We start from the raw sequence: 13974 nt of genomic DNA on the forward strand, positions 1-13974 counted from the left end.
AGGGCGAGGTGGTCACGGCATGAACGCCGCAACCGCAGGCGCCACTCGGACCGTTATCTTAGCGTGGATGCAAGGAGGCGGGGTCGGTGCGTGGCGTGCATGCCTGCGCTTGCGCGCCCTGCCCGCACCGACGTGTGTTCAATCCCACTGCGGTGCCAGGCCTTCAGGATCCACCAGGCGCTGCCCACGGTCCATGGCGTCGATCTGCGCCACCTCCCCGGCGCTCAGGCGCAGCTCCTGAGCCGCCAGATTGCCGGCCAGATGGGGGCGCTGGGTCGACGACGGAATCACCGCGAACCCGCGCGCCAGCGCCCAGGCCAGCGTGACCTGGGCGACGCTTGCGCCGCGCGCCTGTGCGATGGCCTGGAGCATGGGCTCCTGCAGCGCCTGGCCATAACCGAGGGTCATGTACGAGGTGATGCGGATGCCATGCGCGCGCGCATGCGCGACCACGGCAGGATTGTGCAGCCGCGGATGCAGCTCGATCTGGTTGGTGGCAATGTGCTGCGCGCCCACCGCATCGATCGCCTGCTGCTGCAAGGCTACGGGAAAGTTGGAGATGCCGATGGCGCGTGTCAGTCCCAGCTCCCTGGCCTGCATCAACGCATCCAGGGTTTCGGTCAGCGGCACCGCGCCGCCGGGCGATGGCCAGTGGATCAGCGTCAGATCGACCTGGCCGGTGCGCAGCCTGGCCAGGCTTTCGCGCAGGCTGGGCAGCAGCTGCGCGCGGCCCAGGTTTTCAGTCCAGATCTTGGTGGTCAGGAACAGTTGCTCGCGCGCCACGCCGCTATCGGCGATGGCTTGGCCGATATCCGCTTCGTTGCCATAGATCTGCGCGGTGTCGATGGCACGGTAGCCGAGCTCCAGCGCATTGCGCACCGAGTCGATCACGGTGCCGCCGGTGAGGCGGAAGGTGCCCAGGCCCAGGTCGGGGATGGAAAAGGAAGATGTCATTGGAAGCTCCGTTGGAAAGAAAAAATCATTGGCCGGCCGCTCGCAGGGCCAAGCCATCGCGGCGGTCCAGAGCGCCGCTCCAGTGGGTCAGCGCCAGCGACCCCAGCACCACCAGCGCACCGATCCAGGGGGTATGCATCAGCCCCCAGCGGCTGACGATCAGCCCGCCGGCCCAGGCCGCCCCGGCAATGCCGAGGTTGAACGCGGCGATGTTCAGGCCGGAGGCCACGTCCACCGCCTGGGGCGCAAAGCGCTCGGCCTGCTTGACGACATAGACCTGCAGCCCGGGCACATTCCCGAAAGCCACTGCGCCCCACAGCAGCACCGTGGCCACGGCCAGCCAGGGGTGCGGCGCGGTGAAGTTGAGCAGCAGCAGCACGGCGGCCAGCGCGGCAAAGATGATCTTCAGTGCGGCAGTGGCGCCGCGGCGGTCGGCCAGCCGGCCGCCCCAGAGGTTGCCGACGGCCACCGACAGGCCATATACCAGCAGCACCCAACCCACCGCGCCCGTGCTGAAACCGGAGATCTCGGTAAGGATCGCAGCCAGAAAGGTGAAGGGAATGAAGCTGCCGCCATAGCCGATGGCCGTGGTGGCATAGACCAGCAGCAGACGGGGCTCGGTCAGTACCCGGGCCTGCTGGGCCAGCGAGGAAGGTGGGGCATAGCGCAGCTGGCCCGGCACGAACACCAGGCTGGCGACAAGGGCCAGCGCGCCCAGCAGTGACACCGCAAGAAAGGTCTCGCGCCAGCCAAAGTGCTGGCCGATGAAGGTGCCCAGCGGCACGCCCGTCACCAGGGCTACCGTGAGGCCGGTGAACATGATGGCAATCGCGCTGGCGGCCTTCTCGCGCGGCACGAGGCTGGTGGCAAGGGTGGAGCCAATGGAGAAGAACACGCCATGGGCCAGCCCTGTGAGCAAGCGCGCTGCCACAAGCGCCGCGAAGCCCGGTGCCTGCCAGGCCAGCAGGTTGCCGCCGGTGAACAGCGCCATCAGCGCAAGCAGCAGCAACTTGCGCGGCAGCCGGCCCGTAAGCGCGGTGAGCACGGGGGCGCCGACGGCCACGCCCAGCGCATAGAGGCTGACCAGCAGGCCGGCCGAGGGCAGGCTGATGGAAAGATCGGAAGCCAGGGTGGGCAGCAGGCCGACGATGACGAATTCGGTGGTCCCGATGGCAAAGGCGCTGATCGTCAGCGCAAGAAGGGCAAGTGGCATGGCGGAGCGTTGAAGTGAGGAAGCCGTACTGTGCGCTTGAACTTCTTGCTGAAAAAGCCATGCATCAGCACAATAATGTTGATTCAAGATCAACAATCCATGAAAACCACGCTCGATGAAATGCAGGCCTTCGTCACGGTGATCGACACCGGCTCGATCACCGCCGCGGCCGGGCAACTGGCGCAGACGGTATCGGGCATGAGCCGCACGCTGCGCCGGCTGGAACAAAAGCTCGGCACCACGCTGCTGCGGCGCACCACGCGCCGGCTCGCGCTGACGGAGGAAGGCGCCCTGTTCCTGCTGCGCGCGCGCGGCGTGCTCGATGCCGTGGCCTCGGCCGAAGAGGAGATCGCGGCGCGCCGCACGCATCCCGCGGGCCGGCTGCGCGTCAATGCCGCGTCGCCCTTCATGCTGCATGCCGTGGTGCCGCTGCTCAGCGGCTTTCGCGCGCGCTTTCCCGACATCGAGCTGGAGCTCAACAGCAACGACGACCTGATCGACCTGATCGAGCAGCGCACCGATGTCGGGCTGCGCATCGGCGCGCTGCGCGACTCCACGCTGCATGCGCGGCCGCTGGCGCGCTTCGCGCTGCGCGTGCTGGCATCCCCGGCCTACCTCAAGGCGCATGGACGTCCGCGCCAGGTCGAGGATCTCCGGCAGCACAGCCTGCTGGGTTTCACCCAGCCAGAAAGTCTGAACCGCTGGCCGCTGCGCCACCCGGGCGGCGAGGACTGGGAGATCACGCCCGCGCTGCGCGCTTCGAGCGGCGAGACGCTGCGCCAGCTGGCGCTGGCCGGCGAAGGCATTGCCTGCCTGGCCGACTTCATGACCCGGGCCGACCGCGCGCGCGGCGACCTGGTGCAGGTGCTTGTGCCGCATACGGTGCAGCAGCTGCAGCCAGTGAATGCGGTGTATTACCGCAACACGGAGCTGGCGGCACGCATCCAGGTGTTTGTCGACTATCTGGCACAGGCGCTGCAGCGCGCGGACTGAACCGCCAGCGGCGGCGACCGGTCCGCGGCTTCGGCAGGCACATCCATGCAACGGACAACCTCAAGATATTGCCGATCGCCCGCGGGCGGTTCACAGTACCAGACAGGCCGCCCGCGGTTGCGATGGGCTCCATCCTTCGAAGCAGTCTGGAGCACATATGGAACTCTGTATCCTCTTGAAATGTGCCTTCCCGCTTGCCCCGGGCAGCGGCGAGACGGATTCAAGCGACCCTTCGCTCGCAAACGCTCTGCCCGTGGTCTCCATGGAAACTTTGTCCAAGCGGACAGTGGCCGAACTGCTGGCCTGCCCGCATGTAGCCGGTGTGGCCGCGCTGTGGTTGGCAGTGCCTGAGCCAAAACGGCATCAAGCCCACGGCAAAGAACGTGGCGGCACGGCTGATGGCCCATGCACGCAAGAATGTGTTCGTGGCGCAAACCGATGAGTCCGATGCAGGCGAAGGACTGGTGACGGCGCCTTGAGATACCGGAGGGCGGCGGTTCAGCAAACCTTGGTGAACAGCGCCTTGCGGACCATGGTTTTGCCCGAAAGCATGAAGACGCCGTCGCCGGTGTAATGCAGGGTCTGCGGGCGCCGGGGCGAACGCGCGACATGCGCCTTCACCACCTCGAAGACAAAGAAGTTGTAGCGCTCCACCAGCGCGTCGTCGACCAGCTTGCACTCGAAGCTGGCGTGGCACTCGCGGATCAGGGGCGCGCCGACCTGCTGCGCGGGCTCGGCCGTCAACCCGAAGGCCGCGAATTTGTCCACCTCCGCTCCGCTGCAGTTGCCCACCTTCGCGACCACATCGGCCAGCGCGCTGGTGGGCAGGTTGATGACGCATTCGCCGCTTTGCCGCACCAGCCCGAAGCTGTGGTTGGCGCTGGAGATCACGCAGCCGACCAGGGAGGGTGAGAACTCCATCACCGTGTGCCAGCCCATGGCCATGATGTCGGTCTCTTCTCCGAAGCGCGACGACACCAGCACCACGGGCCCGGGCTCGAGGTAACGGCGGATCTGCTCGACCGGGAAATCATGCTTTGCTGCTGCCATTGGCGATTCAGCGCGGCTGCTCGCTGGGCGGCGGCGTCACCTCGGGGTCGAGCGGTACGTCTTTGTCATCGGCGGGAGCCAGCGGGCTTTCCTGCAGCGGCTCCTCGGGGACCGGCGGCGGCGGTGTGGCAAGGCGCATGGCGGGCCGGGCTCAGGTATGCTGCGGCGCCTGCTCGGGCGGAACCTCCAGCGGGGGCGTGCCCAGCGGTGGATCCGTGGGCACCGGAATCTCGGGCGGCAAGGCGGGCTGGTCCGGCTTGGAGGGGTCCGCGGGAAGCGGGCGGATGCCGGGTTGGCCGGGGATGGTCTGCGCGGTGAGTGCCATGATGGAAATTCCTTTGGCGCCCAGTGTCGGCCGCATCGGGCCCGCCGCGCGTAAGAATCGACGCCGACTGCCGGACCCGGCGCTGTCTCCCGCCATTGGCGAGTCGTCCTGCACAAACCATGAGGATTGGATATAACGCAGCATGCCTGCGGTGCGCACCGCGGGCGCCGATTCAAGGAAACCCATGGAACAAAATCCGAACCACATTCCCAAGGTATGGAGCCCGCCCACCGCGCTGGGCGGCAAGTTCGGCGGCATCAACCGCCCCACGGCCGGCGCCCGGCAGGAGCAGGCGCTGCCGCGTGGCGACAAGCCGCTGCAGCTCTATTCGATGGAGACGCCCAATGGCGTCAAGGTCGCCATCCTGCTGGAGGAGCTCAGGGCCCTCGGAGTCGAGGGCGCGGCCTATGATGCGCACCGCATCGACATCATGCGGGGCGAGCAATTCGGCAGCGGTTTCGTCGAGATCAACCCGAACTCGAAGATTCCGGCGCTGGTGGACCAGAGCGAAGCGCAGCCGGTGCCGGTCTTTGAATCCGGCGCCATCTTGCTGTACCTGGCGGAGAAGTTCGGCCACTTCGTGCCTGCCGGGGCGCAGCGCGCGCAGTGCCTGTCTTGGCTGTTCTGGCAGATGGGAAGCGCGCCCTACCTGGGCGGCGGCTTCGGGCATTTCCATGTCTATGCGCCCGAGCGCATCCCGTACGCGATAGACCGTTTCACGATGGAAACCAAGCGCCAGCTGAGCGTGCTGGACCAGCAGCTGCAAAAGCATGAGTACATCTGCGGCGGCGACTACACCATTGCCGACATGGCGATCTGGCCCTGGTATGGCTGCGTGGCCCTGGGCCGCGTGTACAACGCCGCGGAATTCCTCGATGCACAGGCCTATCCGCACCTGCTGCGTTGGGCGCATCAAATCGACGCGCGTGCGGCGGTGCGCCTGGGCAGTGCGCTGTTCAAATGATCCTTGCGGCCTGAAAGCCGTGCGTGCCCGCCTCAGTCGGGCGCGGGATTGAAGACCACGTGCGACAGGCAGCCGGGGGCCGCGCCGCGAAAGCCGAACGACACCCTGACGCCGTCGATCTGCACGCGGCGGTAGCTCACCGGATCGGGGTTGTCGGGCTGGGGAAAGTCGGCATTCCTGACCTGCCGGTAGCGGGCGCCGAGATCGGCGGGCGTGATGCAGCGGCCCCGCAGTTCCAGCACCATCAGCTGCACGGCATCGTCCTCGGCCACGCGGACTTCCGCAATGGCGGTCTGCAGGTCCGGCGCCACCGCCAGGGGGGCGCTGCTGACCTGTGCGGCACCGGCCGCCGCCAAGGGCTTGCCCGGCCATTGCCGGGCCACGGCCTGGGCGCCCTGCGGGGTCGCGGCGGCAAGCTTGCCGACCAGGCTCCAGAAAGCCTCGGGCGCAGGCGCGGCCACGGCCGGCAATGACAGCCCGCCCAGCGCGGCCGCGGCCAGGCAGCATTTGAGGGCTTCAGTGATGCCTGTCATAGAAGGCTCCGTAATAGTCCCGGTAGTTCTGCCGTGTCGTCGAGGTGAAATTGTTGCTGCAGAAGGCCTCGCCGATACGGCGCAGGTTGGCGCTGTCGGCGCGGTGGATGGCCAGCAATTCGGCGGCATTGGCGGCGGCCAGGCCGATGTCCATGCTCTGCGCGCTGCATTGCAGCGTTTCGGCGCGGGCCAGGATGTTGTTGATGACCGCATGGCCTTCGGAGTCGCAGGCGGAGGCGATGAAGGCAGCGCGGGAACTGGTGTCCTGGCGCATGCCGTATTCGGCATGGCCCAGTTCATGCGCCAGGAGGGACGCCCGGGCGTAGAGGCCGGTGGTCTCCGCCTTTCGGCAATCGTAGGCCAGGATGTAGATGCGCTTCATCTCGTAGTCGGTATAGCTGGCGGCGCCGTAGTGCAGGCGGTAACCCAGGGCATTGATCTGCCTGGCCACGCGCGCCGAATTGCCGGCCATTGCGTCCATGCAGGCACCCAGCCCGGTCGCGGGGGCCGCAGGCGCACACTGCGCGCGCGCATCTGGATGCGCGCAAGCCAGCAGCGCGCCAAGCAGCGCCATCGACACCGTGTTCAGCCGGTGCGCGACCCTGGCCCTTCGCGGTCCGGGCCACGGGGCCGCCCTGTTGCCTGTGGATTCCATGCTGCGCCCTTCCCAGGCACCCATCGTCGCGCCGGGGCGTGCGGGAAATCAAGCATTGCCCCGTCCGGGAGCAAGCTAATGCCGCGTTCCCGGCCGTATCAGCGGCGCGTGCCGGCCACGATGTCGATGCCGTAGGCCGAGTCGGTGGCGTTGGCGCTGCCGAGGGACAGGAACAGGCCGCCGGCGTCGGTGGACACTGCCTTGACGCGCCGTTCGAGCTCATAGCCGAGCGCGCCGCCGCTGACGCCGACGTCGTACTGCACCGCCGCCACGTCCAGGCTCGCGGGCTCCTTAGTGATCTCGCTGGGCGACAGGCCAGTCAGGGTGCTGGAGATGCCGCTGCGCTCGTCGCCGTGGACAAAGCCGATCGTGGCGTTGTTGTCCGCCGCGATGCCCACCGTGCACGCCGATACCGTCACCGCATATTGCCTGCGGCGCGTCAGCGGCAACGCTGTACCGCTCGCATTGAACAGCTCGCGCACGGCACCGGTGCAGGTGAAACGGGTTGCTTGGGCCGGCGCGAAGCATACAGAGTGCCGCAGCCCTGTCGAAGAAAGAAGAGCCCCCGTGCGCAGCCAGGGACGTGGCGCTGCCGGGCGGCTGCGCCGCACGCGCCCAGATTGCCCTATGCCGGGTTCAGCGCGCGCGTGTCGGAGCACCCGCCGCCCCCGCGTCGCCGCCTGCCTGCAGCGAGCGCTCCAGAAGCTGCATGGTCTGCGGGAAATCCGGCGCCAGCGCGCGCACCAGAAGCATCGAGCGCGCATACGCAGCGCCCGCAATCGCGACCGCGCGGCAGTCGCCGGCAAAGCGCTCGATGCCGGGCCACTGCGGCACCAGGCTGACTCCCATGCCATCGGCCACTAGCAGCGCGATGGCCTCGAGCGCATCGAGATCGCACAGCACGGCGGGCGCGAGTTCCCGGTCGGCAAGCCACTGCGCAGCGTGCCGGCCGCCCCAGGCGCTGGGGTCGTAGCGGATGTAGGGCATCCTGCGCAGCAGCGCCGCCGGGCTGCCGCGGGTGCCCTTGGGCGCCAGCAGCATCAGCGGCTCATGGCGCAATTCCATCGCGTGCAGCGTCCTGGGCAGGTCGAAGGGCGGCGCGGCAATCAGCGCCGCATCGATCTCGCCGGCCTGCAGCATGCGGTACAGCGCGCGCGAAGTGCCCGGCACGATGAGCACCCTGGCCTGGGGCGCCGCCCGGGTGAAGTGGCGCAGTGCGCCGGGCAGCAATCCCGTCAGTGCCGTCGACACCGCACCGATGCGCAGGCTCCCGCCCAAGCCGTCGGCGCTGGCGTCGCCCTGCAGCAGCGCGGCTTCACGCACCAGCCGGCGCGCGCGCGCGATCAGCCGCTCGCAGGCCGGGGTCGGCTGCGCGGTATGGCCGCTGCGCGACAGCAGCGCGAAGCCCAGCTCGCGCTCGAGCACCTGCACGCGCTGGCCTATGGCCGCTGCCGTCAGGTGCTCGGTGCGCGCGGCCTCGGCAATCGAGCCGCTGTCGACCACGGCCAACAGGCTTTTCAAATAGCGGATCTCCAAAAGACTTCCTTTTGGTTGTGAAAAAAATATTGCCTATGTCTTTTGAAGTATGCGCGTTAATCTCCAGCCCTCCACGCCAATGGCCCGGCCAGGGCCCGAATCCAAGAGTTTTTCCATGCGCACCAGCTTCCACCTTGCCTACCATGTCCGTGATCTCGACCAGTCCCGCGCCTTCTATGGCGGCCTGCTGGGCTGCACCGAGGGCCGCAGCACCGACACCTGGGTCGACTTCGACTTCTTCGGCCACCAGATCTCGCTGCACCTGGGCGAGCCCTTCCCCGTCACCAACACCGGCCGCGTCGGCGAGCACATGGTGCCCATGCCGCATCTGGGTCTGGTGATGGCCATGGACGACTGGCAGGCGCTCGCAGCCCGGCTCACGGCGCAGCAGTTCGAGTTCGTGTTGAAGCCGCAGATCCGCTTCGAAGGCCAACCTGGCGAGCAGGCAACCATGTTCTTCCTGGACCCGAGCGGCAATCCTATCGAGGTCAAGGGTTTCAGGGATCTGGACAAGGTCTACGCGTCGTGAGTCGGGTTTTGCCGCTGGTCTGCGCGCCCGGCTACCCTTTTGCCGAAGCCTGGCGCGCGGCGCTGCAGGCCGCGATGCCCGAGGAACGCGTGGTGCCGATCGAAGCCCTCGACGCCGAGGAGCGCCTGAACTGCGAGGTCGCCATCGTCGCCAATCCCGACCCCAGGGATCTGCAGGCGCTGCCCCACCTGAAATGGGTGCATAGCGTCTGGGCCGGGGTGGAAAGACTGGTCGAAGACCTGCAGGGAAGCCCGGTGGAGATCGTGCGCCTGGTCGATCCGCAGCTGGCCGACACCATGGCCGAAGCCGTGCTGGCCTGGACGCTGTACCTGCACCGCGGCATGCCGCGCTATGCGCGCCAGCAGGCGGCTGGGCAGTGGCTGGCGCATGACTACGTACCGCCGCAGCGCAAGACGGTGGCGCTGCTGGGCCTGGGCGAGCTGGGCCTGGCCAGCGCCGCCCGGCTGCGCGCCGCAGGCTTCCAGGTCAGCGGCTGGAGCCGCAGCCCCAAGGCCGTGCCCGGCGTGCAATGCTTTTTCGGCGAAGGCGGGCTGTCCACGCTGCTGGCGGGCGCCGATATCCTCGTCTGCCTGCTGCCCCTGACGCCCGAGACGCAAGGCATGCTCGACGCTGGCGCCCTAGGCCAGTTGCGCAAGGGAGCGTCCCTGATCAACTTCGCGCGCGGCGCGATCGTCGATGACGAGGCGCTGCGCGCCGCGCTGGATGCACAGCACCTGGAGCACGCGGTGCTGGATGTGTTCCGCCAGGAGCCCCTGCCCGCAGCGCAGTGGCAATGGCAACACCCGCGGGTCACGGTGCTGCCGCATATCTCGGCGCCCACCGACCGCGGCACAGCTTCGGCGATCGTGGCGGCGAATATCCGGCGCTACCGGCAGTCCGGGGCGACGCCGGCGACTGTGGACAAGCAGCGGCGCTACTGAGCACGCGCCACCGACAATGCGGCGGAGCTTTCCCGGCTTCAGCCGCGCGGCAGCTGGCTCGCCTCCCGCGCCAGCGCCGTGATCCGCCCCCAGTCGCCCTGCGCCAGCGCATCGGCGGGCACCAGCCAGGAGCCGCCGACGCAGGCCACATTCGCCAGTGCCAGGAATTCCCCGGCATTGCCGGCATGGATGCCGCCCGTGGGACAGAACTGCACATCGCCGAAGGGCCCGGCCCAGGCCTTGAGCATGGCGCTGCCGCCGGCCTGCAGCGCGGGAAAGAACTTCAGCGCATCGAAGCCACCGGCCTGCGCCGCCATGATCTCGCTGCCGGTGGCCACGCCCGGCAGCAGCGCCAGGTGCTGGGCGCGGCAGGCCTCGCCCACGGCCGGCGTATAGCCCGGGCTCACGGCAAAGCGCGCTCCGGCGCGTGCGGCCGCGGCCGCGTCGCCGGCGCTGCGCACCGTGCCCGCGCCCACCACCGCCTCGGGCACATAGCGCGCGATGGCTTCGATGCAGGCCAGCGCCTGCGGCGTGCGCAGCGTGACTTCCAGCATGCGGATGCCGCCGGCGACCAGCGCCTGCGCCATCGGCACGGCATGCTCCAGCGCATGCAGCACGATCACCGGAATGACCGGCGCATCGCGCATCACGTCGCGCGCGCTCAATGTATCGTTCACTGCCACGAGCCGGCCCCCTCTTCCGCGCTGAGCGCATTGCGCCGGAATCCGGCAAACAGTTCACGGCCAAAGCCAAAGGCATTGTCCTCGGATTGCGCTGCCGGCATCTGCGCCGGCGCGCGCGCCTGCCACTCGGCGGCATCGACCAATACATCGAGCGTGCCGGTCACGGCGTCGAGGCGCACCATGTCGCCGTCTTGCACGCGCGCCAGCGGCCCGCCGGCGCTGGCCTCGGGCGAGACATGGATCGCGGCCGGCACCTTGCCCGAGGCGCCGCTCATGCGCCCATCGGTCACCAGCGCGACCTTGAAGCCCTTGCCCTGCAGCACCGCCAGCGGCGGAGTGAGCTTGTGCAGCTCGGGCATGCCATTGGCGCGCGGCCCCTGCCAGCGCACGACGCAGACCACATCGCGGTCCAGCGCACCGGCCTGGAAGGCCTCCTGCAGCGCCGCCTGCGAGTCGAACACGCGCGCCGGCGCCTCGATCACATGCCGGTCCTCGGGCACGGCCGATACCTTGATCACGCTGCGCCCCAGGTTGCCGTGCAGCAGCCTCAGGCCGCCCGTGGCGCTGAACGGCGCAGTGGCCGGCCGCAGCACGCTGTCATCGCGGCTGGCGCCGATGTCCAGCCAGTGCAGGCGATGGTCGGCATCGCCCTGGGGCACGCGCGTGAACTCGCGGATGCCGCCCGGGCGCACCGTCAGAACGTCGTCGTGCATCAGGCCCGCATCCAGCAGCTCGCGGATCACATAGCCCGGCCCGCCCGCAGCCTGGAACTGGTTCACGTCGGCGCTGCCATTGGGATAGACGCGCGAGAGCAGCGGCACCACCGCCGACAGCTCGGAGAAGTCGTCCCAGTCGATATGGATGCCGGCCGCGCGCGCCACCGCCACCCAGTGGATCAGATGGTTGGTCGAGCCGCCCGTGGCCAGCAGCGCGGCCATGGCGTTGACGATGGCGCGCTCGTCGACCACCCGGCCGATGGGCGCGCAGCGCGGCGCCAGCACCGTGCGCGCCGCTTCGCGCGTGAGCTCCTGGCGCAGTGCCTGGCCCGGGTTGACGAATGCCGTGCCCGGCACGTGCAGCCCCATGGCTTCGAGCAGCATCTGGTTGCTGTTGGCGGTGCCGTAGAAGGTGCAGGTGCCTTCGCTGTGGTAGGCGGCGGATTCCGCCGCCAGCAGCTCGCCGCGCCCGACCAGCCCCTGGGCCGCCTGCTCGCGCACCTTGGCCTTGGCGCTGTTCGACAGGCCCGAGGTCATCGGCCCCGCCGGCACGAACACCGTGGGCAGATGGCCGAACTGCAGCGCGCCGATCAGCAGCCCCGGCACGATCTTGTCGCAGACCCCGAGCAGCAGCGCCGAGTCGAACACGTCATGGCTCAGCGACACCGCCGTGGCCATGGCAATGACATCGCGGCTGAACAGGCTCAGCTCCATGCCCGGCGTGCCCTGGGTCACGCCGTCGCACATGGCGGGCACGCCGCCCGCGACCTGGGCCGTGGCGCCGTGGCGGCGCGCTTCGTCCTTGATCAGATCGGGGTAGTGCTGCAGCGGCGCATGCGCCGACAGCACGTCGTTGTAGGCCGTGACGATGCCGATGTTGGGCGCGCGCTCGGCGACGATGCGCAGCTTGTCGTTGCCGGGCAGCCCGGCAAAGGCGTGCGCCACATTGGCGCAGCCCAGGCGCTGCGCGCCCGGCGGGCGCTGCGCCATGGCCTGCAGGCGCTGCAGGTAGGCGCTGCGCTCGGGCGCACTGCGCTCGCGGATGCGGCGCGTGACCGCTTCGACGGTGGCGTTCAATGGCATGCGGAAATTCTCTCTGTCAAAGGAACATGCGGTTCCAGGTGGGGCTTATCAGTATCTCGTTCACGCAGACATGGGCGGGCAGGTTCGCCACGAAGGCAATGGTGCGGCCCAAATCCTGTGGCTGCAACATGCGCGCCATGTCTTCGTCCGAGGGCGGCACGGGGCGCTGCCGCAGGATCGGCGTGGCGACTTCCGCCGGCAGCAGGCAGCAGGCGCGCAGGCCATGGCGGAATTCCTCGATGTTGAATTCGTGCGTCAGGGCGGCGACGGCCGTCTTGCTGGCCGTGTAGGCCGCGCCGGGCATGGACGAGGTGAAGCGCCCGGCCCAGGAAGCGACATTGATGACGGCGCCGGCGCGCGCCGCGCGCATCGTTGGCAGCACGGCGCGCATGGTGTGCACCGTGCCCTTGAGGTTGATGTCGAGCACGCGCTCCCAGTCGGCGGCGCTGCAGTCGGCCCAGCTGCGGCGCTGCACGTTGATGCCCGCGGCATTGACCAGCAGATCGATGCGGCCGTGGCGCGCGGCGATGCGCTGGGCGGCCGCCTCGCAGGCGTGCGCTTCGACCACATCCAGCGCCAGCGCCTCGGCGCTGCCGCCGCCCATGGCGATGTCCGCGGCGGCGCCCAGCAGCAGCGCTTCGCGCCGGCCCGACAGCACCACATGCCAGCCCTCGGCCGCCAGCGCCTGCGCGCCGGCCAGGCCGATGCCCGTGCCGGCGCCGGTGACCCAGGCCACGCGCCGGCCGGCAGCGCCGGCTTCGATGGGTGAGGCGGCGGTCATGCTCACTTGGCGGCGCGGATCTTCGCCAGCTCGTCCTGCGTCTGCTTCCACAGGTCCTGGCCGACGGCATTGGCCACCGAGGCGTGGACCTGGGTCAGCTTCTCGCGCATGCGCGTGGCTTCGGCCGCGGGCAGCTCGTTGACCTGCATGCCCTTGGACTTCAGGTCAGCCAGCGCCTTGGCGGCTTCGTCGCGCGTGTCCTTGCGCTCGAAATCGCGCGCCGTCTTGGCCGCATCCATCAGCACCTTCTGCTCGGCCTTGCTCAGGCCGTCCCACCACTTCTTGCTCACCGTGACGATCCAGGGGCTGTAGACGTGGTTGGTGACGGTGAGGTACTTCTGCACTTCATAGAACTTGCTCGACACCACCGTGTTGTACGGGTTCTCCTGGCCGTCGACGGCCTTGGTCTCGAGCGCGGTGAACAGCTCGGAGAAAGGCAGCGGCACGGCGTTCGCGCCCAGCGCCTTGAAGCTGTCGAGGAACACGTTGTTCTGCATGACGCGCAGCTTGATGCCGTTCATGTCCTCCAGGCGGTTGATGGGGTTCTTGTTGTTGGTCAGGTTGCGGAAACCGTTTTCCCAGTACACCAGGCCCACCAGCCCCTTGGGCTCGAGCGTGGCGCGCACCTTGTCGCCCACGGGCCCGTCGAGCAGCGCATCGGCCTCGCGCGTGTTGTTGATCAGGAAGGGCGTGTCCCACAGCGCCATCTGCGGCGCGATGCCGACCAGCGTGGCCGTGGACCCGACCATCATCTCCTGCGCGCCGCCGATCAGCGCCTGCTGCATCTGCGTGTCCGAGCCCAGCGCGGCATTGCCGATGGCGCGCACCTTCATCTTGCCGCCGGTGGCCTTCTCGACCTCCTTGGCGAACAGGCGCACGGCGCGGCCCTGGTTGGAATCCTCGACCAGGCCATAGCCGAAGCGCACGATGCGCGGCTTGAAGTCCTGGGCTTGAACGGCACCCGCCGCCATCAACACGGCCAATGCACCGAGGGCAAATTTGATTCGCATGTCTGTCT

At 68.7% G+C, this 13974-nt stretch carries 17 protein-coding genes; 4 read left to right on the top strand and 13 right to left on the bottom strand.

Annotation, left to right across the window (positions count from 1 at the left end):
- Nucleotides 1-138 precede the first annotated feature (138 nt).
- Together dkgB and M9799_RS17350 are read right to left on the bottom strand one after the other, a co-directional pair.
- Nucleotides 139-954 (bottom strand): 2,5-didehydrogluconate reductase DkgB, encoded by an 816-nt coding sequence (gene dkgB / locus M9799_RS17345; RefSeq protein ID WP_231044882.1) that lies wholly within the window; start codon nt 952-954, stop codon nt 139-141.
- Between the two features lie 25 nt (nt 955-979).
- On the bottom strand, nt 980-2167 hold the full coding sequence (locus M9799_RS17350) for an MFS transporter (protein ID WP_231044883.1): 1188 nt from the start codon (nt 2165-2167) through the stop codon (nt 980-982).
- A gap of 99 nt (nt 2168-2266) precedes the next feature.
- On the opposite strand from M9799_RS17350, the gene M9799_RS17355 reads away from it, so the two are divergent.
- A complete protein-coding gene (locus M9799_RS17355; RefSeq protein ID WP_231044884.1) occupies nt 2267-3160 on the top strand; it encodes a LysR substrate-binding domain-containing protein in 894 nt (297 codons plus the stop codon).
- Nucleotides 3161-3658: 498 nt separating this feature from the next.
- Here the strand turns inward: M9799_RS17355 and M9799_RS17360 are convergent, their stop codons facing one another.
- From M9799_RS17360 to M9799_RS17370, 3 genes are read right to left on the bottom strand one after another with little or no spacing between them, the layout of a single operon-like run.
- A complete protein-coding gene (locus M9799_RS17360) occupies nt 3659-4210 on the bottom strand; it encodes a flavin reductase family protein (RefSeq protein ID WP_231044885.1) in 552 nt (183 codons plus the stop codon).
- Nucleotides 4211-4217: 7 nt separating this feature from the next.
- Nucleotides 4218-4349 (bottom strand): hypothetical protein, encoded by a 132-nt coding sequence (locus tag M9799_RS17365; RefSeq protein WP_255662808.1) that lies wholly within the window; start codon nt 4347-4349, stop codon nt 4218-4220.
- Nucleotides 4350-4361: 12 nt separating this feature from the next.
- Nucleotides 4362-4535 carry a hypothetical protein gene (locus M9799_RS17370; RefSeq protein ID WP_231044886.1) on the bottom strand — a complete coding sequence of 58 codons (174 nt, stop codon included), beginning with the start codon at nt 4533-4535 and terminating at the stop codon, nt 4362-4364.
- 184 nt (nt 4536-4719) lie between these two features.
- Here M9799_RS17370 and yghU point away from each other — a divergent pair, with 184 nt between their 5' ends.
- Nucleotides 4720-5499: a glutathione-dependent disulfide-bond oxidoreductase gene (gene yghU, locus M9799_RS17375; protein WP_231044887.1), complete on the top strand. Its 780-nt coding sequence runs from the start codon at nt 4720-4722 to the stop codon at nt 5497-5499.
- A 32-nt stretch (nt 5500-5531) separates the two neighbouring features.
- On the opposite strand, the gene M9799_RS17380 is transcribed toward yghU, so the two are convergent.
- The 4 genes from M9799_RS17380 to M9799_RS17395 all read right to left on the bottom strand — a co-directional run bounded on the left by M9799_RS17380 (nt 5532) and on the right by M9799_RS17395 (nt 8208).
- Nucleotides 5532-6032, bottom strand: coding sequence for a hypothetical protein (locus M9799_RS17380; RefSeq protein WP_231044888.1), 501 nt, complete (start codon nt 6030-6032; stop codon nt 5532-5534).
- A complete protein-coding gene (locus M9799_RS17385; protein WP_231044889.1) occupies nt 6016-6606 on the bottom strand; it encodes a hypothetical protein in 591 nt (196 codons plus the stop codon). The genes M9799_RS17380 and M9799_RS17385 overlap by 17 nt, the downstream gene beginning before the upstream one ends.
- A 179-nt stretch (nt 6607-6785) precedes the next feature.
- Nucleotides 6786-7136 (bottom strand): hypothetical protein, encoded by a 351-nt coding sequence (locus M9799_RS17390; RefSeq protein WP_231044890.1) that lies wholly within the window; start codon nt 7134-7136, stop codon nt 6786-6788.
- Between the two features lie 187 nt (nt 7137-7323).
- The gene (locus M9799_RS17395) at nt 7324-8208 is read right to left on the bottom strand and encodes a LysR substrate-binding domain-containing protein (protein ID WP_231044891.1); all 885 of its coding nucleotides are present in this window, start codon (nt 8206-8208) and stop codon (nt 7324-7326) included.
- A 130-nt stretch (nt 8209-8338) separates the two neighbouring features.
- On the opposite strand from M9799_RS17395, the gene M9799_RS17400 reads away from it, so the two are divergent.
- Together M9799_RS17400 and M9799_RS17405 are read left to right on the top strand one after the other, a co-directional pair.
- Nucleotides 8339-8752, top strand: coding sequence for a VOC family protein (locus M9799_RS17400; protein WP_231044892.1), 414 nt, complete (start codon nt 8339-8341; stop codon nt 8750-8752).
- Nucleotides 8749-9693 (top strand): 2-hydroxyacid dehydrogenase, encoded by a 945-nt coding sequence (locus M9799_RS17405; protein WP_231044893.1) that lies wholly within the window; start codon nt 8749-8751, stop codon nt 9691-9693. The genes M9799_RS17400 and M9799_RS17405 overlap by 4 nt, the downstream gene beginning before the upstream one ends.
- A gap of 38 nt (nt 9694-9731) precedes the next feature.
- Here M9799_RS17405 and eda read toward each other — a convergent pair whose 3' ends face one another.
- Genes eda through M9799_RS17425 form a run of 4 tightly spaced genes read right to left on the bottom strand, consistent with a single transcriptional unit; the run spans nt 9732 to nt 13966 of the window.
- Nucleotides 9732-10370: a bifunctional 4-hydroxy-2-oxoglutarate aldolase/2-dehydro-3-deoxy-phosphogluconate aldolase gene (gene eda, locus M9799_RS17410; protein WP_422689539.1), complete on the bottom strand. Its 639-nt coding sequence runs from the start codon at nt 10368-10370 to the stop codon at nt 9732-9734.
- Nucleotides 10367-12175, bottom strand: coding sequence for a phosphogluconate dehydratase (edd, locus tag M9799_RS17415; protein ID WP_231044894.1), 1809 nt, complete (start codon nt 12173-12175; stop codon nt 10367-10369). Before edd ends, eda begins: the two co-directional genes overlap by 4 nt.
- A gap of 16 nt (nt 12176-12191) precedes the next feature.
- Nucleotides 12192-12956 carry an SDR family oxidoreductase gene (locus M9799_RS17420; protein ID WP_231044895.1) on the bottom strand — a complete coding sequence of 255 codons (765 nt, stop codon included), beginning with the start codon at nt 12954-12956 and terminating at the stop codon, nt 12192-12194.
- Nucleotides 12957-12958: 2 nt separating this feature from the next.
- The gene (locus M9799_RS17425; RefSeq protein ID WP_231044896.1) at nt 12959-13966 is read right to left on the bottom strand and encodes a TRAP transporter substrate-binding protein; all 1008 of its coding nucleotides are present in this window, start codon (nt 13964-13966) and stop codon (nt 12959-12961) included.
- Nucleotides 13967-13974 lie beyond the last annotated feature (8 nt).

The organism is Comamonas endophytica (genome assembly GCF_023634805.2).
In the GTDB taxonomy this organism is placed as follows: Bacteria; Pseudomonadota; Gammaproteobacteria; order Burkholderiales; family Burkholderiaceae_C; genus Comamonas; species Comamonas endophytica.